The sequence below is a fragment of the Pseudomonas sp. GW101-3H06 genome (genome assembly GCF_059424605.1).
The window spans coordinates 2751044-2771327 of record NZ_JBWKZO010000001.1 but is presented as its reverse complement, the minus strand read 5'-3'; the positions used below and the strand labels follow the sequence as shown (position 1 = coordinate 2771327).

The 20284-nt window shown below is 60.4% G+C and carries 21 protein-coding genes and 1 pseudogene; 12 read left to right on the top strand and 10 right to left on the bottom strand.

Annotated elements, in window-relative coordinates:
* Positions 1-97: 97 nt before the first annotated feature.
* Complete coding sequence (locus AC07ZE_RS12775; protein WP_137806972.1) at positions 98-613, top strand: HvfX family Cu-binding RiPP maturation protein; 516 nt, start codon at positions 98-100, stop codon at positions 611-613.
* A gap of 69 nt (positions 614-682) precedes the next feature.
* On the opposite strand, the gene AC07ZE_RS12770 is transcribed toward AC07ZE_RS12775, so the two are convergent.
* The 3 genes from AC07ZE_RS12770 to AC07ZE_RS12760 form a co-directional block, all read right to left on the bottom strand.
* Entirely contained in the window at positions 683-1657 is a 975-nt protein-coding gene (locus AC07ZE_RS12770; RefSeq protein ID WP_207265112.1) for a nitrilase-related carbon-nitrogen hydrolase, read from the bottom strand.
* A gap of 104 nt (positions 1658-1761) precedes the next feature.
* Complete coding sequence (locus AC07ZE_RS12765) at positions 1762-2694, bottom strand: GlxA family transcriptional regulator (protein WP_207265110.1); 933 nt, start codon at positions 2692-2694, stop codon at positions 1762-1764.
* A gap of 148 nt (positions 2695-2842) precedes the next feature.
* Positions 2843-3469, bottom strand: coding sequence for a cell wall hydrolase (locus AC07ZE_RS12760; RefSeq protein ID WP_207265108.1), 627 nt, complete (start codon positions 3467-3469; stop codon positions 2843-2845).
* A gap of 141 nt (positions 3470-3610) precedes the next feature.
* On the opposite strand from AC07ZE_RS12760, the gene AC07ZE_RS12755 reads away from it, so the two are divergent.
* From AC07ZE_RS12755 to AC07ZE_RS12735, 5 genes and pseudogenes are all read left to right on the top strand, one after another.
* Complete coding sequence (locus AC07ZE_RS12755; protein WP_207265106.1) at positions 3611-4462, top strand: CAP domain-containing protein; 852 nt, start codon at positions 3611-3613, stop codon at positions 4460-4462.
* Between the two features lie 381 nt (positions 4463-4843).
* A complete protein-coding gene (gene moaA, locus AC07ZE_RS12750; RefSeq protein WP_207265104.1) occupies positions 4844-5842 on the top strand; it encodes a GTP 3',8-cyclase MoaA in 999 nt (332 codons plus the stop codon).
* A gap of 4 nt (positions 5843-5846) precedes the next feature.
* A pseudogene (locus AC07ZE_RS12745) lies at positions 5847-5945 on the top strand (bestrophin family protein); the annotation flags it as partial.
* A 477-nt stretch (positions 5946-6422) separates the two neighbouring features.
* Positions 6423-7787 (top strand): glutamine synthetase family protein, encoded by a 1365-nt coding sequence (locus AC07ZE_RS12740; RefSeq protein WP_207265102.1) that lies wholly within the window; start codon positions 6423-6425, stop codon positions 7785-7787.
* A gap of 161 nt (positions 7788-7948) precedes the next feature.
* Complete coding sequence (locus tag AC07ZE_RS12735) at positions 7949-9232, top strand: NAD(P)/FAD-dependent oxidoreductase (RefSeq protein ID WP_207265100.1); 1284 nt, start codon at positions 7949-7951, stop codon at positions 9230-9232.
* 137 nt (positions 9233-9369) lie between these two features.
* Here AC07ZE_RS12735 and AC07ZE_RS12730 read toward each other — a convergent pair whose 3' ends face one another.
* Positions 9370-10152, bottom strand: coding sequence for a DeoR/GlpR family DNA-binding transcription regulator (locus tag AC07ZE_RS12730; RefSeq protein ID WP_207265098.1), 783 nt, complete (start codon positions 10150-10152; stop codon positions 9370-9372).
* A gap of 14 nt (positions 10153-10166) precedes the next feature.
* Between AC07ZE_RS12730 and AC07ZE_RS12725 the strand changes: the two genes are divergently transcribed.
* From AC07ZE_RS12725 to AC07ZE_RS12700, 6 genes are all read left to right on the top strand, one after another.
* Entirely contained in the window at positions 10167-10415 is a 249-nt protein-coding gene (locus AC07ZE_RS12725; protein ID WP_207267908.1) for a hypothetical protein, read from the top strand.
* A 399-nt stretch (positions 10416-10814) separates the two neighbouring features.
* A complete protein-coding gene (gene napE / locus AC07ZE_RS12720) occupies positions 10815-10982 on the top strand; it encodes a periplasmic nitrate reductase, NapE protein (protein ID WP_207265096.1) in 168 nt (55 codons plus the stop codon).
* Between the two features lie 23 nt (positions 10983-11005).
* Entirely contained in the window at positions 11006-11266 is a 261-nt protein-coding gene (locus AC07ZE_RS12715; protein WP_207265094.1) for a chaperone NapD, read from the top strand.
* Entirely contained in the window at positions 11263-13767 is a 2505-nt protein-coding gene (gene napA / locus AC07ZE_RS12710; RefSeq protein WP_207265092.1) for a nitrate reductase catalytic subunit NapA, read from the top strand. Before AC07ZE_RS12715 ends, napA begins: the two co-directional genes overlap by 4 nt.
* Before the next feature lie 11 nt (positions 13768-13778).
* Positions 13779-14264 (top strand): nitrate reductase cytochrome c-type subunit, encoded by a 486-nt coding sequence (locus AC07ZE_RS12705; protein ID WP_207265090.1) that lies wholly within the window; start codon positions 13779-13781, stop codon positions 14262-14264.
* A gap of 9 nt (positions 14265-14273) precedes the next feature.
* Positions 14274-14870, top strand: coding sequence for a cytochrome c3 family protein (locus tag AC07ZE_RS12700; RefSeq protein WP_137806956.1), 597 nt, complete (start codon positions 14274-14276; stop codon positions 14868-14870).
* Position 14871: 1 nt separating this feature from the next.
* On the opposite strand, the gene AC07ZE_RS12695 is transcribed toward AC07ZE_RS12700, so the two are convergent.
* The 6 genes from AC07ZE_RS12695 to tssK all read right to left on the bottom strand — a co-directional run bounded on the left by AC07ZE_RS12695 (position 14872) and on the right by tssK (position 20236).
* Entirely contained in the window at positions 14872-15543 is a 672-nt protein-coding gene (locus tag AC07ZE_RS12695) for an ATPase (protein ID WP_207265087.1), read from the bottom strand.
* A 128-nt stretch (positions 15544-15671) separates the two neighbouring features.
* A complete protein-coding gene (locus tag AC07ZE_RS12690) occupies positions 15672-16802 on the bottom strand; it encodes an OmpA family protein (RefSeq protein WP_207265085.1) in 1131 nt (376 codons plus the stop codon).
* Between the two features lie 15 nt (positions 16803-16817).
* Entirely contained in the window at positions 16818-17264 is a 447-nt protein-coding gene (gene tssE, locus AC07ZE_RS12685) for a type VI secretion system baseplate subunit TssE (protein WP_207265083.1), read from the bottom strand.
* A gap of 3 nt (positions 17265-17267) precedes the next feature.
* Entirely contained in the window at positions 17268-17738 is a 471-nt protein-coding gene (gene tssJ, locus AC07ZE_RS12680) for a type VI secretion system lipoprotein TssJ (RefSeq protein WP_259332021.1), read from the bottom strand.
* On the bottom strand, positions 17632-18909 hold the full coding sequence (tssG, locus tag AC07ZE_RS12675) for a type VI secretion system baseplate subunit TssG (RefSeq protein WP_219739399.1): 1278 nt from the start codon (positions 18907-18909) through the stop codon (positions 17632-17634). Before tssG ends, tssJ begins: the two co-directional genes overlap by 107 nt.
* Entirely contained in the window at positions 18881-20236 is a 1356-nt protein-coding gene (gene tssK / locus AC07ZE_RS12670) for a type VI secretion system baseplate subunit TssK (protein WP_207265071.1), read from the bottom strand. The genes tssG and tssK overlap by 29 nt, the downstream gene beginning before the upstream one ends.
* Between the last annotated feature and the right edge of the window lie 48 nt (positions 20237-20284).

Genomic DNA, 20284 nt, shown 5'->3' with positions numbered 1-20284 from the left:
TGCCTGATGAAATTCACCTGTCGATTGGCCAAGCCGATCCTTGCGCTGAACGGGCACGCGTCGCCCGACATCCCTGACTTGAAGGAGACCAATGTCCATGAGCACTTCGATTTCATCGGCCGTCAAAGGCCTGCACCTGAACCTTGACCGTGCCGGCAGCTGGATCGCGCCGCTGACGCTGCGGGTATTCCTGGCCTGGGAATTCTTCGAGTCAGGCCTGGAAAAATACAATGGCGAAAACTGGTTCGCCGATATCCAGGACCGCTTCCTGTTTCCGTTCAACCACCTGCCGGCCACGTTGAATTGGGAACTGTCGATGTGGGTGGAGCTGATCTGCGCCCTCGCCCTGTTGGCAGGACTGGCCACGCGCTTTTCGGCGATCAGCCTGATCGTGGTCACCATTGTCGCGACTGCCGCCGTTCACTGGCCCGCCGACTGGTCGACCTTGAGCGAACTGGCCCAGGGTTATTCCATCACCAACAAAGGTTACGGCAACTTCAAACTGCCGCTGATCTACCTTGCCGCCCTGGTACCCCTGGTCTTCACAGGTCCGGGCAAACTCAGCCTCGATGCGCTGCTGGCGCGCGTCTTCTGGCGTCGCAATCAGCACTGAAACGAAATGGGTTAAACACTGGACAAGCAAAAGGGGACTTCAATGAAGTCCCCTTTTCTTGTCTGGACGTTATCGAACCACCTCTTCCACCGCCTCTGTTTCGGACAGCTTCGGATGCGCGCCGCGTTCATGAACATGAGCATGCGGTGTACGGTCGATCAGCAGGCTCAGCAGTTCCGGACGGCTGTAGTGCCCACGGGAATCCATCATGCGCTTGCGCATGTCGATCAGACCCATGTCGAGGTCGACGATCACTTCGCCCTCACCTTCGGTCAACACGCCCAACACCACGCCGTCAGGGCCGATGATCGCGGTGTAGCAACCACCGGAGATCGGGCCGATCGGGCAACCCGTGTCGGCCATGATCTGCGCCTGTTGCTCAGGGTCGAGCCAGGCGGTGGAGTTGACCACGAAGCAGGCCGCTTCCAGAGCATGCTGGCGGATGTTGACTTCCATTTGCGAGGCGAACAGCGGACCGGCGAACGAGCCGGGGTACATCGAGGCGTGGATCTGTTCGCCATCGGCCATCAAGGCGTAGCGGGCCAGCGGATTGTAATGTTCCCAGCACGCCAGTTGACCGATGCGCCCTACCGCGCTGTCGACGGCACGCAGGCCCGAGCCGTCGCCCATGCCCCAGATCATGCGCTCGTGATACGTCGGGGAAATCTTGCGGCGGCTCTGGATCAAGGTACCGTCGGCGTCGAACAGCAACTGCGTGTTGTACAGCGTACCGCCGTCACGTTCATTGACGCCGATGGACACCACCATGCCGGCCTCTCTGGCAGCTGCGCCTATGGCGTCGGTAGCCGCCGACGGTACGGTCACGGCCTGTTCCAGCAGCTTGAGATGTTCCGCGGCCATGGCGAACGGCGCCTGCACGAAAGAAAAATACGGGTAGTACGGCACGATGGTTTCCGGAAACACAGCGAACTGCACGCCCTGTTTACCGAGTTCGAGGATCTTCTCCACGACTTTATTGACCGTGCCTTCACGGCTGTAGAGCACGGGACTGATTTGTACGGCGGCGGCTTTTACGAGGGTCATGATGGCGATCTCATTCAAGAAATGGACTTCAACGAGATAAAGATTACGGAAATAATATTTAGACTCAAATGTCGTATATGCCACTTTTTAGGACATAGCGATATTCATGTCCTGTTGGCACGCTGAATCACCTGCGGTGGCTGCCCGAACGCCCGGATAAATGCCCGACGCATGCGCTCCCGGTCACCAAAACCGGTGTCGGTCGCCACCACATCGATCGAGTGTCGACCGGTTTCCATCATCAGCCGGGCCGACTCCACTCGCAGGCTTTCGATGGCCTTGGCCGGCGATTGACCGGTCTCGGCATGAAACACCCGACTGAACTGGCGAGGACTGAGATTGGCGGCATTGGCCAACTCTTCCACCGACAGCGTGGACTTGAGGTTTTGCTTGGCATAGGTCAGCGCCGCCTGGATGCGGTCGGTCTTGGGCGCCAGTTCCAGCATCACCGAAAACTGCGACTGCCCGCCGGTTCTGCGGTGATACACCACCAATTGCCTGGCCACCCGCCGCGCGACCTCGGCGCCCAGATCCATTTCCACCAGGGCCAGCGCCAGATCGACGCAGGCGCTCATGCCGGCAGCAGTCCAGATATGGCCATCGTTGATAAAGATGCGGTCCTCTTCGACCTTGATTTTCGGATAGGTGCGCTGCAACGAGGCGGCATGACACCAGTGAGTGGTTGCCCTGCGACCGTCGAGCAGGCCGGCCTCGGCCAGAGCGATGGCACCGGTGCAGATCGAGCCCAGGCGTCGGGTGCACTGACTGGCACGCTGCAAAAACGCCACCAAACCCGCTGAAACCGGACGGATAACGTTATCGCCCATCACCAGCAGCGTATCGTAAGGACGCTGGTCAAATGCATTGGTTTCGACGGCGAACCCTGCCGAGGTGGGCACCAGGCCGCCCGTTTCGGACAACAACTGGATGCTGTACAGCGGCTCGTCAGCGGCGTTGTTGGCCAGCTCGAACGTGGCGGACATGGACAGTCCGAGGACCTGGAAACCGGGGTAAACGATGAGGCCGATGGGGTGCATGGCGGGAAATCTCGATGACCTTAAAAGTGGCCTTTCTCAGTTTCAGCCACCCACCCACACTCTACCTCCTCGACGTGGAAACGAACACAGAATTGGCCAGGCTACTGAGCAAGAGGTCCGCCCCTACTATTTTTCAACGCCAAAGCAGTCACTTCGCATCCCCACCCTGCGGCTTGTAAAACCGGAACAAACCGATATCCACGGTTCTAATGTACTCCTTGGCCCAATCCGGCTTCACCGTGCGGTCATGGAAATACAGTGCGCCTTTGGTGCGATCCGGCAGTTGCTTGTTCAGCGCCTTGCGCGCGATTTCCTTGGCCATCGCGTATTGCACCTCTTCCTGCACCGAATCGGAACGCCCGTCGCACCACCAGGAAAACTGGCAACTCTTGGTTTCCGAACCCTGCTTGACCACACCACACACCGTATCGGGGAACCCTGCGTGACCGAGGCGATTCATGACCACGTTGGCCACGGCTTCCATATCGGCGGCGTTTTTGCCTTTGGCTTCCCAGTAGATCGAACGGGCCATGCAGGTAATGGCGTCGTCCAGCGGCGCGGCACCAGCGGGGTCGACGGCCTGGACTTCGGACTGGGTAATGGCTTCGGATTTTGGCGCCGGTGCGGGGCCGGGATTTTCCGCAGCCTTATGCTCGAGCACCTCGGCCTTGTCTTCGGCCACTTGTTGTTTTTGTTTCTGCTCCTGGTCGGCGGCGAATGCCGGAGCAGCAAGAACAGTCAGTGCAAAACAGGCCGCTATCCAGTCGAAGCGCATGGTTGGGATGACTCAGTTGGAATTATCGCTTCAGTGTAGTAGTGAAATGATTGCACACCCGCCACAACATTCTGGAAAATCCGTTGCCTTAACGGGAACAACTTCACGCATCATGGGCGCAGTCAGCCAAAGGGGATCTTCATGCGCTTCACATCGTCCGCCATGCGCTTCGCCGGTTTTTCACTGGGTCTGCTGTTCGCTGCCAACACCCTGGCGAGCGATGAATCGCAACTGATCGAATCGATCAACGTTTACCGCAGCCAGGTGCAACGGTGCGCCGGCCAGGTTTCGTCGGAACTGCCGCCACTGGCGGCCGATCCGCGACTGGTACTGTCCGCCGCCAGCATCGGCAATCTGCAGCAGGCCATGGCCACCGCGGGTTATCCGATGAAGAATGTGCAGGCGATCAGCCTGTCCGGACCGCGTGATGCGCCGTCGGCGATGAAGGCGATCCAGGAAAGTTTTTGCCAGATCGTGCTCGACCCGCAGTTCGTCGATGTCGGCGTCAGTCATCAAGATCGCCAGTGGCGCATCGTGGTGGCCCGCCCCCTGTTGAGCGCCCGCCTCGGCGACTGGCAGGCCGAAGGCCAGAAGCTGCTGGCCGAGCTCAACGTCGCACGTTCCCGACCACGCCAATGCGGCGCACAAACCTTCAACGCCACCACGCCACTGACCTGGAACGCCACCCTGGCCACCGCCGCCGAAACCCATTCGCGCAGCATGGCCAATAACAACTATTTCGATCACAAGGACCGCGATGGTCGCACGCCGGGTGACCGCGCGGAACTGGCGGGCTATGACTTCCAGCAGATCGGCGAGAACATCGCCGCCGGGCAGGACAGCGTGCGCAAGGTAGTCGACGGCTGGCTGACCAGCCCAGGGCATTGCGCCAACCTGATGAACCCGCAGTTCCGTGATCTGGGCGCGGCGTATGCGGTTGATCCGAAGAGTGATGCGGGGATTTACTGGACGGTAATGTTTGGCGCGCAATGACGGGGTCAGCGCGCCCCAGCCGACGGCTTCTTTGCAGGTTTTACAGCGGTCGACGGCCTTATCGCGATTAACGACCCACTGTTCGAAGATATTCACCATTGATTTTAATTGCTTTAATTCAACAACTTGCAAAACCTTAAGGCCATCTTTCAAAGCAACCCAATCCATCATAGATCCGCTCTATCAATCGGTCATCCATAGTGATTGGACGCCCTCGCCAGTTGCTCTTAGCCTGCGTTGAACAAACCTGTATCTGTGGGAGCGAGCCTACTCGCGAAAGTGCCAGGTCAGTCGACATCCATGCTGAATGTGGCCGGCCTCTTCGCGAGCAGGCTCGCTCCCACAATTCATTCATTGCGTGCGCTGCCAAGCGAGGATGTCATGTCGGAACGAGTCTTGATCGATGGGTTCGCCAGGCGCGTGGACTATCTGCGGATGTCGGTCACCGATCGCTGCGATTTCCGTTGCGTGTATTGCATGGCCGAAGACATGGAATTCCTGCCGCGCCAACGGGTACTGACCCTGGAAGAGATCTATCAGGTGGCACAGCGCTTCGTCGCACTGGGCACCCGCAAGATTCGCCTGACCGGAGGCGAACCGCTGATCCGCCCGGGCGTGGTGCAGTTGTGCCAGAAGATCGCCGCCCTGCCCGGCCTGCGTGAATTGTGCATGACCACCAACGGTTCGCAGTTGGCCAAACTGGCCGCGCCCTTGTTCGAGGCCGGGGTAAGTCGCCTCAACATCAGCCTCGACTGCCTCGACCCGCAACGCTTTCGCGAGCTGACCCGCACCGGCGATCTGGCGCAGGTGATCGAGGGCATCGACGCTGCCAACAAGGCGGGGTTTCGCAATACCAAGCTCAACTGCGTGGTGATGAAGGGTCGCAACGATCACGAGATCAAAGATCTGGTGAGCTTCGCCATCGACCGCAACCTCGACATTTCCTTCATCGAAGAAATGCCACTGGGCACCATCCATGAACACAGCCGCGCGGAGTCGTTCTACGCAAGCAGCCAGGTCCGTGAGCGGATTGCCGAACGCTACACACTGATTGATTCCGCCGAGTCGACCCAGGGTCCTTCGCGCTACTGGCGACTGGCCGAAGCACCGCAGATTCGCCTGGGGTTCATTTCGCCCCACAGCCACAACTTCTGCGGCACGTGCAATCGGGTGCGGCTGACTGTGGAAGGTCGTCTGCTGCTGTGCCTGGGCAACGAGCATTCTGTCGACTTGAAGGCGGTACTGCGCGCTCATCCGGGCCAGCCCGAACGCCTGGAAAGCGCCATTATCGACGCGATGAAACTCAAGCCTTATCGGCACAACTTCGAAGTGAACGACGACGTCCAGGTCATTCGCTTCATGAACATGACAGGCGGCTGAAACCTTGATCGTCAGACCCAAACCCCATCTGATCGGCGTACTGACTTCGCTCAAGGGTTCGATCGCCAAACGCGTTGCGCGGCGCAGCCGGGTGACACAACTGCCGCTCCAACTGGAGCCGGTGGATTTTGTTCTGAGCTGACACTCAAGCCATTCACCCGATTTGAATCACGATTAACGTTATCTGAGCACCGGACGTTTACAGACGTCCCTTTCACCCCTAGTATCCAGTCACCCCCGGACGGCTTGCTATCGGCCTCCGACGTTTTTCCGCTGCTGGAAACATGAGTCATGCGCACTTCGCCGTCAGAGCACCACGTCTCGACTCAGGCCACCTCGCTGTTGGCCGTGGACGGCATTGCCTCATGAAACGCATCGTCAACCTGCCCATGGCCCTGCGCCGCTCAAAACTGCGTCACTCCGCACGTCCGCCGGATAGCACCCTGCTCGCCTGATCGCGTTTTCAACGCATCGAGCCCCTCTTTTCGCTATCGCTGCCAGCACGCTCCGGGCTTGTACCCGTCTCCGTGCCCTGGCCTGAATCCGTGCGCCTGCGTGGCGCCAACGTGAGTGACGAACAATGAAATTCGCAGCCCTTGATGACGCCCGGAACTTTCTGGCGAAAAACCCCGATATCGACATGATCGAACTGTTCATCCTCGATGCCAACGGCGTGCCACGCGGCAAGCTGTTGCACCGCGAGGAACTGCTGGCGGTGTACGAAAGCGGTCGTCCGCTGCCCAGCACCATCCTCGGCCTGACCTTGCAGGGCGATGACGTGGAAAATTCCGGGTTGGTCTGGGATGTGGGTGATATTGACTGCCGCGCCTACCCGCTCGAAGGCAGCCTGGTGCGCTTGCCATGGCGGCAGATTCCGACCGCCGCGGTGCAAGTCAGCATGCACCCGCAGGAAGGCATGCCGGCGAGCATTGCCGACCCGCGCCACCTGTTGATCAAGGTCATCGAAGGCCTGAAGGCGCAGGGTTATCACCCGGTGATGGCCTGCGAGCTGGAGTTCTACTTGCTGGATGCCAAGCGCGATCACCTCGGTCGCCCGCAACCGGCGCTGGATGCGGATGGGGGTCGACCGAGACACACCCAGGTCTATGGCCTGCGCGAACTGGAGCAGATCGAACCGTTCCTCGCCGACCTCTACGCGGCATGCAAACTCCACGACATTCCGGCGCGCACGGCGATTTCCGAATACGCCCCGGGCCAGGTCGAAATCACCCTGGAACACGGCGATGCCTTGCTCGCGATGGACCAGGCCGTGCGCTACAAACGACTGGTCAAGGCCATCGCCCACAAGCACGGCATGCAGGCCACGTTCATGGCCAAACCCTTCGATCATCTGGCGGGTACCGGTATGCACATGCACGTCAGCATCGCCGATGCCGAGGGCCGCAACCTCTTCGCCTCCGAAGACCCGGCAGGCACGCCGCTGCTGCGCACGGCCATCGGCGGCATGCTCGCCTCCTTGCTCGATTCGCTGCTGCTGTTCTGCCCCAACGCCAACTCCTACCGGCGTTTCCAGGCCAACAGCTATGCGCCCCTGGCGCCGACCTGGGGCGTCGATAACCGCACTGTCAGCCTGCGCGTTCCGGGCGGTCCGGCCAACAGTCGGCACATCGAACACCGCATCTGCGGTGCCGATGCCAACCCGTATCTGGCGGCGGCGGCGATTCTGGCCGGCATCCACCGCGGCATCCGCGAAGACCTCGATCCGGGCGAACCGGTCGAAGGCAATGGCTATGCGCAAGCCACGCAGCTGCTGCCGACCGATTGGCTGACGTCGCTGACGGCGCTGGAAAACTCGGTATGGGCGCGGGATGCATTGGGGCAGGAGTTTCTGGGGGTGTATCTGGCGGTCAAGCGTGCCGAGTATCGGCAGTTCATGGCTGAAGTGGGAGAGCAGGATTGGCGTTGGTATCTGACTGAGGCGTAAACCAGTCGCCATCCGCAGCCCCCCTCCTGTGGGAGCGAGCCTGCTCGCGAATGCGGTATGTCAGTCACCAAAAGCGCTGAATGTACCGGCCTCTTCGCGAGCAGGCTCGCTCCCACAAGGGGCGGCGCCAGCTTCACTCCCCCTTTTGCCAGGACATTGTCATGACTCAACGCCCCCATTCCTACTACACCGCCACCCTCAACCAGGACACCGACTACCCGACCCTGCAAGGCCGACACCGGGTTGACGTGGTGATCATCGGCGGCGGTTTCACCGGCGTCGCCACGGCCATCGAGCTGGCGGAAAAAGGCCTGAAAGTGGCCATCGTCGAAAGCCACAAGATCGGCTGGGGTGCCACCGGGCGCAACGGCGGTCAGGTCACCGGCAGCCTGTCGGGCGACGAGGCGATGCGCAAACAGATGCGCCGCACCCTCGGCGATGAAGTCGACGATTTTATCTGGCACCTGCGCTGGCGCGGGCACCAGATCATCCAGCAGCGGGTGGAAAAATACGGCATTGCCTGCGATCTGAAGCACGGCCACCTGCATGCCGCGTACAAGCCCAGCCACATGGACGGTTTGCGCAAGGATTACGACGAGGCGGTGCGGCGTGGCATGGGCGACGAGGTCAGCCTGCTCGACCGCAGCCAGGTGCGTGACCTGCTGCAGAGCGATCTCTACCACGGCGCCATCAAGAACACCCGCAACATGCACCTGCACCCGCTGAACCTGTGCATCGGCGAAGCGCGGGCAGCGGAAAGTCTTGGCGCGCTGATTTTCGAGAACAGCGAAGTGCTGGAGATCATTCACGGCGATACGCCGGGTGTGCGCACCGCCCACGGTCGCATCGACGCCAATCAGGTGCTGCTGGCCGGCGACGTCTACCACAAACTGGAGCCGGGCCAGCTCAAAGGCAAGATCTTCCCGGCCATGGGCGGCATCGTCACCACCGCGCCACTGGGCGACCTGGCCAGACAGATCAACCCCGAAGACCTGGCCGTGTACGACTGCCGCTTCGTACTCGACTACTACCGCCTGACCGCCGATGGCCGCCTGCTGTTCGGTGGTGGCGCCAACTACAGCGGCAAGGATTCACGCGACATCGCCGCCGAACTGCGCCCGTGCATCGAGCAGACATTCCCGGCGCTCAAAGGCGTGGCCATCGACTACCAGTGGAGCTGCGCGATGGGCATCGTCATCAATCGCATCCCGCAACTGGGCAAGCTGTCGGACAACGTCTGGTATTGCCAGGGCTACTCCGGCCACGGCATCGCCACCACGCACATCATGGGTGAGATCATGGGCCGGGCGATCACCGGGCAATTGCAGCAGTTCGACACCTTCGCCGCCTGCCAGCACATCCGCGTGCCCATGGGCGACCTGCTGGGCAACCCGATGCTGGCGGCGGGCATGTGGTACTACCAGATGCTGGAGCGGTTGCGCTGATGCATTGATGTTGTTTGGACTGGCCTCATCGCCAGCAGGCTGGCTCCCACAATTGATTTTCAGTGAACGTCAAACCTGTGGGAGCCAGCCTGCTGGCGATGAGGCCGGTGCAGCCAACAGCCCTGCCGGCAACACAATCAATCAGCCTGCACCACCTCGATCCCCAGCCTGCGGTAATCCTCGACATTGCCCGATGCCACATGCTGCTCGGTGATTAAGGTGTGCAAGCGCGAACACGGCGCGACCACGAACGGCTCCACCGCGCCCAGCTTGTCCGCCGTGGTGACCGCTATCACATGGGACGCACCGTCGAGCATCGCCTGTTTCACCGGCACTTCGTCAAAGTGCAGCGAGCTGATGCCGACTTGCGGGTGAATGGCGCATACCCCGGTGAACAACAGATCGGCCTTGATGCTTTCGAGCAGACGCAAGGTTTCATGACCGCTGGCCGACATCGTCGCCGGATTGAGTTGCCCCCCCGCCAAAATCACCTTGATGCCCTTGTATTCGGACAAGGTGATCGCCGTCATCGGCGATGCAGTGACCGCCGTGATGCAAATAGCCGACGGCAGCGACCGCGCGATCTGCAAGGTGGTGGTGCCGGAGTCGAACATCACGATCTGCCCGTTCTCGACCCGACTGGCCGCCAGCTGCGCCAGGCGGGTTTTCACTTCATCGGTTTCACTGATGCGGGTGAAGTAGTCCTTTCCGGTGTCCTTGGGTCGCGGCAGCGCTCCACCGTGCACCCGCTGCACCAGTCCGGCGCCGGCCAGTTCTGACAGGTCGCGGCGAATGGTGTCTTCCGAGACGGCGAAATGCTGGCTCAACTCGGAGGCCATGACCTTGCCATCGCGTTCGAGGATCAGGAGGATTTTCTGCCGGCGCAAATGCGGGAGTTCGGTGCTGGAATGATCGTGCATGATTTTGCCTGTTTATGCGCGAAGTTGCGTGTTTCCCGAGATTAGACAATTCACCGGGCAAACACAAACCAGCGAATCGGAAAAAACTGCCAGATATCAATTCTTTCGATCTTTCAAATCACGAAGGCGAATTTCTTATTTTTTCCCGGCCTGTTCAGAATGGCGCCGTCACTCATGTTCCGGATGGATACCTCATGAATCTCAATTTCGCTTTTGCCTGCATGATCGTGGTCTCGTTCACCATTGCACTGGTGCACACCTGATCGGCAGTAACCCAGCACTCTGCATGACTTCCTGACAGCAGAGTCGCCCCAGGCTTTTTGCCCTTGTATCGAACGGCACCCTCCTCACGCCTGAACAACCCGATGCAGCGGTGTCCTGGTGGAGCTTCAGCAAAACCATGATCGCCGCCGCTGCCCAGACACGGGTGCGCGACGGTTTGACCCCTCTGCAAACCAGTGCCTAAACAAGTGTTAAATCATTCTCAAACAATAATGCTTATCAATACGTTACTTGCAACTTAATGCACTATTGATTTGAAGCAATACAACCCACTCTTGCTGTCAGCATCCTCCATACCGTCGGTCGACAAGGCTCGCCCCGTTAAACCCGGGGAAAATTTCGTGAACTAGTCTGATTGCAACTTCGGCGGAGTGAACGCCATGGCATTGGCTGAAGAACAAAAACTGCAACGGCGCAAGGAAACCCGGCTGTTCCTGTTCCTTGTCGTCTGCCTGTTTCCGTTGCTGTCGGTCGCCATCGTTGGTGGCTACGGTTTCATTATCTGGTTTTTCCAAATGATCTACGGCCCGCCCGGGCCGCCCAACTGACCATACTCTGTTGGAGTCAGCGCATGGACGAAGCCCTGCACATCGCCAGCCTGGTGGTGCTTGCCCGACCTGAATTATTGCAAGCCGTTAAAGCCAACTTGCGTCTATTGGACGGCGTGGAACTGCATCAGGAAAGTACCGCCGGAAAACTGGTGGTCGTGCTTGAAACCACCCACGAAAACCAGATCCTGCAACGCATCGAACAGATCAACAATCTGCCGGGCGTACTTAACGCTGCGTTGATCTATCACGAAATCCTCGATTCCGCAGGAGACGTCGAATGAGCATGTCGCGTCGAGCATTCGTCAAGGCCCAGGCCGCGGCCATTGCAGCCTCTGCCGCTGGCCTGCCGATTTTCACCACCGCCAGCAATCTGGTGACCGAAGCGGACATGGTCACCCTGGACTGGAACAAGGCGCCCTGCCGCTTCTGCGGCACCGGTTGCAGCGTGATGGTCGCGACCAGGGACAATCGCGTGGTCGCCACCCATGGCGACGTCAAGGCCGAGGTCAATCGCGGGCTCAATTGTGTGAAGGGCTATTTCCTGTCCAAGATCATGTACGGCGTCGACCGCTTGACCCAGCCGCTGCTGCGCATGAAAAACGGTCAGTTCGACAAACAGGGCGAGTTCCAGCCGATCAGTTGGGACAAGGCTTTCGACATCATGGAGGCGAAGTTCAAGGAGGCCCTGAAGAATAAAGGCCCCGAGTCGATCGGCATGTTCGGTTCCGGGCAATGGACGGTGTGGGAAGGCTACGCCGCCAACAAGCTGATGAAGGCCGGCTTTCGCAGCAACAACATCGACCCCAATGCGCGCCATTGCATGGCCTCGGCAGTGATGGGCTTCATGCGCACTTTTGGCATGGATGAGCCGATGGGTTGCTACGACGACATCGAAGCCACCGACGCCTTTGTGCTCTGGGGCTCGAACATGGCCGAGATGCACCCGATTCTCTGGAGTAGGGTTACTGACCGCCGCCTGAGTTACCCGCACGTAAAAGTCGCCGTGTTGTCGACCTTTGAACACCGCAGCTTTGAGCTCGCCGACATCCCCATGGTGTTCAAGCCGCAAACCGATCTGCTGATCCTTAACTACATCGCCAACCACATCATCGAAAGCGGCGCGGTCAACAAAGACTTCATCAGCCAGCACACGCGCTTTGCCCAGGGTGCCGATGACATCGGCTATGGTTTGCGGCCGGATGATCCACGGGAAAAACAGGCGAAGAATGCCGACAAGGCCAATACCTGGACGGACATTTCGTTCGAGCAGTTCGCCGCGTTCGTCAAACCCTACACGCTGGATCGCACGGCCAAGGAGACCGGAGTTCCGGCTGAACGACTCAAGAGCCTCGCCGAGTTGTATGCCGATCCCAAACGCAAGGTCGTATCGTTCTGGACCATGGGTTTCAACCAGCACACTCGCGGGGTATGGGCCAACAACCTGATCTACAACATTCACCTGCTTACCGGCAAGATCAGCGAGCCGGGCAACAGCCCCTTCTCGTTGACCGGCCAACCCTCGGCTTGTGGCACGGCTCGGGAGGTCGGCACCTTCTCCCATCGCTTGCCCGCCGACCTGGTGGTGACCAACCCGAAACACCGCGCGACCGCGGAACAGATCTGGAAACTGCCCGCCGGCACGATCCAGGAGAAAGTCGGTTTTCACGCCGTGCAACAGAGCCGCATGCTCAAGGACGGCGTGCTCAACGTCTACTGGACCCAGGCCAGCAACAACATGCACGCAGGTCCCAACATCATGCAGGAAACGCTGCCCGGCTGGCGCAACCCGGACAACTTCGTGATTGTCTCGGACGTCTACCCCACTGTGTCCGCCCAGGCCGCCGACCTGATCCTGCCCAGCGCCATGTGGGTGGAAAAGGAAGGTGCCTTTGGCAACGCCGAGCGCCGCACACAGTTCTGGCACCAATTGGTCAGCGCACCGGGTGAGGCCAGGTCGGACCTGTGGCAACTGGTGGAGTTTTCCAAACGCTTCAAGATCGATGAAGTCTGGCCCGCCGAGCTGCTGGCCAAGTCACCGGAATACAAGGGCAAGACCCTGTTCGATGTGCTGTTCAGGAACGGTCAGGTCGACCAGTTTCCGGTCGGGCAAATCGAGGCCGGCTACAAGAACGACGAAGCCAAGGCTTTCGGTTTCTACCTGCAAAAAGGGCTGTTCGAAGAGTACGCCCGCTTCGGTCGTGGCCACGGCCATGACCTCGCTGCCTTCGACCGTTACCACAGCGAGCGCGGCCTGCGCTGGCCGGTGGTCGATGGCAAGGAAACCCGCTGGCGTTACCGCGAGGGCTATGACCCTTATGTGGAGACCGGCAGCGGCGTGCAGTTCTACGGCTACCCGGACAAGAAGGCGATCATCTTCGCCCTGCCCTACGAGCCGCCAGCCGAGGCCCCGGATGCCGAGTACCCGTTCTGGCTGAGCACCGGCCGGGTCCTGGAACATTGGCATACGGGAAGCATGACCCAGCGGGTCGAGGAGCTGTACAAGGCCGTGCCGGATGCGCTGGTGTACATGCATCCCGAAGATGCCAAGGCCATGAACGCGCGACGTGGCAGTGAGGTGAAGCTGATCAGCCGCCGCGGCGAAATCCGCGCGCGCATCGAAACCCGAGGGCGCAACAAACCACCGCGGGGTCTGGTATTCGTGCCGTTCTTCGATGCCAACAAGCTGATCAACAAGGTCACGCTCGATGCCACCGACCCGATCTCCAAACAGACCGACTACAAGAAATGCGCCATCCGCATCGAGTTGATCAGCGCGGCCTGAGGAGCACCGTCATGACTTTTCGAACCCTGCCGTTGGTTTTACTCGCCTTGATGGGTGCGGTCATCGCCGCCGAGGTTGATTACCCGTTGGATGCACCGGGCCCGGATGGACGTCGGCCCGGCGGCACCCTGACCCAGAGCATGCCCGCCCCGCCGATTGCCAACGAAGAAAACAAGGACCTCAAACGCGAACGCAATTACCCCGACCAGCCGCCGACCATTCCCCACAGCATTCGCGGCTATCAGATCGACATGAACGGTAATAAGTGCCTGTCTTGTCACAGCCGGGCCAACAGCGCGCGTACCCAGGCGACGATGATCAGCATCACCCACTACATGGACCGCGACGGCCAGGCGCTGGCGGCCGTTTCACCGCGTCGCTACTTCTGCAACCAGTGCCACGTCCCGCAAAAAGAGGTGTTGCCGCTGGTGGGCAACAGCTTCGAGACCATCGATAAAATCCTGCAAGACGACGCCAACGCCGCGCAAAAACCTTGAGGAGGCGCCATGAAAGCACTGTTTGCCCTGCTTAAGGACTACTGGGGCATCCTCTGTCGGCCGAGCGTTTACTTCAGCCTGGGGTTTCTGACGCTGGGCGGCTTTATCGCCGGGATCATTTTCTGGGGCGGCTTCAACACCGCGCTGGAGCTGACCAATACCGAAAAGTTCTGCGTGTCCTGCCACGAAATGCGCGACAACGTGTTCGTCGAGTTGCAGGACACCATCCACTACACCAACCGTTCCGGTGTGCGCGCCAGTTGCCCGGACTGCCACGTCCCCCATGAGTGGACCCACAAGATCGCACGCAAGATGCAGGCGTCGAAGGAAGTCTGGGGCAAGCTGTTCGGCACCATCGACACCCGCGACAAATTCCTCAACCTGCGCCGTGAACTGGCCGAACATGAGTGGGCCAGGCTCAAGGCTAACGATTCACGCGAATGTCGCAACTGCCACAACTTCGAATTCATGGACTTCACCCGCCAGAGCAAACGCGCCGCGGCCATGCACTCGACGTCACTGGCCAAGGGTGAAGCGACGTGCATCGACTGCCATAAAGGCATAGCGCACAAACTGCCCGACATGAGCGGGGTGAAAGGCTGGTAGGTCACTGGTTGCTTGCGACATGACCCGCGCTGCCAGCCGTCACCAGCGCCTTCAACGATGCATCGAACTGCTTCAGCGCATTGACCTGCAATTCGGTCTGCTGATTGATCTGCGCGGCAATCTGCGGCGCGGCCTTTCCATGCACCCACACCGACGGCATTTGCTGTGCCCGCGAGCCTTCGGCCTGGCCGATGTATTGCAGGTTGGCGTCGTAGAACTTGGCCATGAACCGCGCTTCAACCTGGTCGTTGCGCTTGGACACCAGGCGGCTGTAGGCGTCGAGCATCACCACCACATCCGGATGGGCCTGCACCGCCGCATCGAGGCTGTCGTAGACCGTCACCGAAGCAAACTCTTTCTGCAACGATCCCATCAACCAGTTGATCGCCCGCTGCGGATCGGAGCTGTCGACGAACGCCTGGCTGATCCGCGAGTCGAGCTCGGGGTTTTTCGCCCCTTTGACCGCCACCGCGTGATAGCTCTCGAGGTATTGCTGCGTGTTGAGCGTGTTTTCGCTGTAGAGCACCGCCACCGTTTTCGCCTGCTGCAAATTGGCAGTGCTGTCGGCGATCGGCAGGAAACGGCAGGACGGATCGGCTGCAACGGCCGGTACGGTGGCGCCAAGGCTGCCGGTCAGCACGGCGACGACGGCCAACAGAGTCGAAATTTTCATCGCGCAGGTTCCTTCAAGGGCGAGATTGCAATGACCCTATCCTCCTCTGATGACAGAAAAACAGAACTTGCGTTTTTTAATGATGGGTATCGATGGAATGAATGGTGGCTATGGATACGCCTGTCCAGTCATGCCGGACGCTCGCAAGCCCCTGCCTGGGGCACCAGATTGATATCGACCCGCCGGTTGGCCGCGCGCCCCGAAGCGCTGTCATTGCTGGCGGTCGGTTGACTGGCGCCTACCCCCTGTACGGCGAAGCAACTGTCGGGAATGTCACCCATGCGCTGCATCCAGCCACGCACGGCCGAGGCCCGGGCATGGGACAACTGAAGATTTTGTTCCCGGTCGCCCCGATCGTCCGAGTGCCCGCTGATGACGATCAACCAGCCCGGTTGGGCCTTGATGTCCACCAATGCGTTGATCAGGACCTTGGTTGAACCCGGCTTGAGTTCAGCGCTGCCGGCGTCGAACAGTGCCAGGCTGTCCAGGCGCACGGGAGCAGGCATCGCCTTTTCCTGCCTCAAGAGGCTGGTCAATCGCTGCATGCCCCCATCGGTTGCCCCCCACCAGCCCCCGCAAGCCAGAACAATCAATGCCGACATCGCCCCCAACCACAGACCGTTTCGACGCCGGGCCGGCGCCATGGGCGGTACAGGTCGGGCAGGCCAGATCACAATGGGCGCCACGGGTGGTGGGAGGGGGTCCCTGGCAAGCAGCGGCATGGGAATGCCCGAAACGCTTTCCCGTTGCAAGCGGTGGCCCAGACTTTCGATCAATTGCCGCAGGGACTGCAATGGAGCCAAGGGCCCCTGAACCTGATGTTCCAGACGCAGTTGCAGGCGCAGCAATTCGGTGTCTACCCGTGCCAGCGCCGCCAGGCTTTGTGCGTCCATTGACAGACCGCGCAGCACAAATTGCAGCTGGTGGAACAGCCAGGCCAGGATATCCTCGCGTACAGACGCCATGGCGGGCCACAGATTGGGCCATTCGCCTGCCAGTGTATCCATCAACGCCAGCCCTTGCGCCATGCCCTCCAGACCATAACGCTGACTACGCGCCAAGGTAAAAGCCGCCGCCGATTGCAGGTCCGCGCCGTTGAGCCGGAACAGTACCAGACACAACTGCTCCACCTTCGCCCAGTCCACGTCCGGACAGGCCGGATGATCGAGTTTGAGCAACTCTCCGTGCAATGCCACGAACTCACCGAGGCCGCGCGGATCGCCGCCGATCCGCACACGCATTTCAAATAACGCTGTCATCCAGTTTCCCTTCCGTTACAGGTTCGATCTCGATAACCAATTCTGTCGTTTCAGGTGACGCACCAGAACCTTACCCTCGGCTGCCACGGTCGTGCCGAAACTCACCCGCTGGCCGCTTTTGAGCTGCGCCTGCAAGGCATATTCCAAATGGCCGGACTGAACCTGCGGCAGCAATTCGATGTTGAGGGTCGCCAGCCGTGGTTCGTACTTGAGCAGCGTGTGCGCCATGGTCGTCATCATTCCATGCGCCGACGCGGGCAGCCCTTGCAGGATCACGCCCATGTCCGCAAGTCCATAATCCGGCAAGTGCGCGAGTGCTCCGGCGCGACTATTGAGGATGCGTTGCACGTTATCCAGCACCGACAGGATGTGTTGATCCGCCTCACTGACTTGATGCAGGTCCAGGTCGCCGTCGAAGTTCCGCAGAATCATTTCGTAGAGTGAAGGGTTTAAATCCGTCATCCGTTACTCCTTGGCCAATGGGCGCAACGTGAGGCGGTTATCTCCCAACTCGATGACCCGGGCCTGGTCCGGGTCCAATTCATCGCGGTTCATTGTCAAGCGCCATGTGTTCGTCTGAGTGTCAGGCTGACGAAACAGGGCGATTACCGAAACGAACCGCGCATCCTTGTCCATCGGCACGCTCAGTTGCGTCCCCTCGCCCGGCTTGACCACTACCGCGCGCGTATCCAGCAGATCACTGCGCAACAGGTTGTCGTCATCGCTGACCAAGGCGTCGTAGGTGGCTTTCTCAACCGTCTTGCCATCGCGTAGCTGGTATACCCGCACCAGGGTCGGGACCGACAAATCGTTCATATCGACCGCCGTGTTATTCACTGCCGTTCTGGAGCTGAAATCCAGGTGCAGGGTTTTCACCTGCTTGTAGAAAATCGAACTCGCGGTGGACGCCGTGGCGTCTGTCGCCGTTTGGGTCAGCCCGCAGCCCGTCAACAGCACGACGAGCGCGGTGACCATCAGTGAATGGGAAATGGTAGGCGACATGTTGCAGCTCCTTTTCGTCGGGATTGCTTTTCAGGCCTTGATAACAGCCCAGATTGATCGCGATGGTGTCGTGCTCCGTCTCTTCACACGTATTGCCATCGAGCCCCAGTACACCCGTCATCCCCAGCAACACGGGGGCAGCGCCCAGAACCGCTGGCGGCAGGCTGTGCAGTGGTAGCGACAATTGCAGCCGCGCGGTGCAGCGCCAGCCCAGATACACCTGTAGCAACACCAGCAGATCGTCATACAGCCGGCCACCCGGCAACCAGCTTCGAGCTTCTTGCCGATCCTCGGTGAACAGCCCCAGACGCAATTGGCTGTTGGCGTCGTAGCCGGCAGGGCCAAGGGGCGTGCCTTGGGACAACCTCACCGGAGGGTGCGTGGACAGCCCGGCCGGTTGCGCCAAGGCAATTTTCCGTGGCCAATGCGCAGTCACCTTCACGCGAGTGTGGGGCGCGAGTAGCGTCACCAGTGCGCTGATCCCCTCGGCGTTACGGGTGGGCAAGCGCATCACACCGAGCAACGCCAGGAACCTCGAAACCGGCGTGGCGATCCGCTCGGCGGTACCTGCAATTCCCAACCCGATCAGGCCCAGCAGGCATTGCGACGTTGCATCACTACCGCCCGCCTCGAAAGACGCCGGGTAGGAATACTTGCGCCACACACGATAGAACTGGGTAAAGATGCGGTGATTGAACATGTCGAGGAACGCCTCCAACGCCTCGTGCCCTTCGCGGCGCTGGGTGATGTCGTCGAGAAAAACGGTCGGCAATGGCGAATCCACGCCATACAAGCCAAGCAGACGTGTGCGCACGGTGGCCGGGCGTTGCGGCTGGCTGTCGTCGGTCTCGATCGCCCGCAGTTCGCCGGCGGGAAAGCCCATGCCGGGGTCGGGACGAAAGCGCACCGGGTCATCCGCCGGATGTGTGGTACTGCCCAGCGGCGGGTGATCGGGCATCGACTGTTCCAGCAACTGGCAGAAGCGATACAGATTGGCCTCGGCCACCCGCCCCTGCAGTGCCTGGAGTAACCCGGTGGCTTTCAGCCGGGAATACGCTGTCTGGATGGAATCGGTCTCATGTGCGTAATACCGCGAACAGTTCAAGTTTGACGTCGGTCAGGGTGCCGGGAACGTAGAAGGCACAGGTCCCCGCGGCCAGCATGGCCTGCCCCTTTGCGTGGTTCAGATCAAGGGCGAAATACTGGTTTTCCAGACGCAGCGGGATGGCTGCCGGTACATGGCTGAGTGATTGCAGGGGCACACCGTCGAGTGCGGCGTTGACCAGGCGGTCGACATCATCCGGCGCACCGATCTTGCACAGGCGCGGGAATTGACTCTGCAACTGCACTGCCGGCAAGCCGCAACGCACAGACAGATAAAAATCGGCGCTGTCAGGTTCGCGCAGACGCGCATCGTCCAGGCGTACCTGCCAGCGGTTGGCGCCTGCCTCCTTCAGCGCGAGGGCAATGACCCGCGACGGCAGGCTGGCCTCCAGCAAGGTCGAAATCAGGCTCAACAACGGAGGAAACACGCTCTCCAGTTGATCGTGCCGGTAAGGTGGAATCTGCTCGATGTCGTGTTCGAGGGAAAAGGTCAACAGGCTACCGGCCAACCGGGTCAGCTCCAGATAGACCTGCTCGGGGTGCCGCGCTGGCCAGGCCTTGAGATCAGCCAGAACAGGCTGGTAGGTATTCAAGGCATTGAGCAGCCAGAACAACGACACGTCCGCCACGGCGAAGTCCGCCATGCGCTGGTTGCTTTCGCGGCGCATGCCCATCAACCGCTGACGCTTGGCGGACAGCTGGGTCAGCAGGTTATCCAGTTGCGTCAACAGCCCGGGATGCGCCGCGAAGCTGAGCAGCGGCGGCACGTAGCCGGGATCGACACTCCACGCGCCCTGCCCGTCGCGCACCAGGCGCGCGATCGGACAGGTCAGGTAGTCGCCATTGTCGTCATGAGCAAAGCGCAGGCTCAGCACGTGCTCCAGCACGCCGATAGATTGCGCCTCATCACTGAAGAGGTCCTGCACCTCACGCCAAACCTGGCGATAGCGAGTCGGCCGGTCAGCCTTGGCTTCATCGAACAGGCAGTTGTTGCCATTGCCCTGTTCCAGCGGCAAGGCCAGAAGCAGCGTTGCATTCTGCAGGTTGTCGGGCAGCAAGCGAGCCAGATCCAGACCGCCCGGCAAAGAATCCGTGCGATCGCTGTCGACCAGGGTGCCATCGGGCATGCGCAGGCACAGGCGGCTCGCCTTGAGCTTGCCCAGTCGCAAGGCATCCGGATCAAACGTCACGGCCTTGACGCCCCAAGGGTGCGCCAGGCACAAACGAGCCAGAGACTCGTTGGTCCAGGCTTCCCAGCGCGCCTGCTGCTGGAATTGCTGCGGCGACAACAGAGCCCCCGCGGCCCACAAGGGGCGGTCGATCTTCATGAGGTCGTTTCCCTACGAATTGACTTGGGTTTGAGGCGGATTACGCTA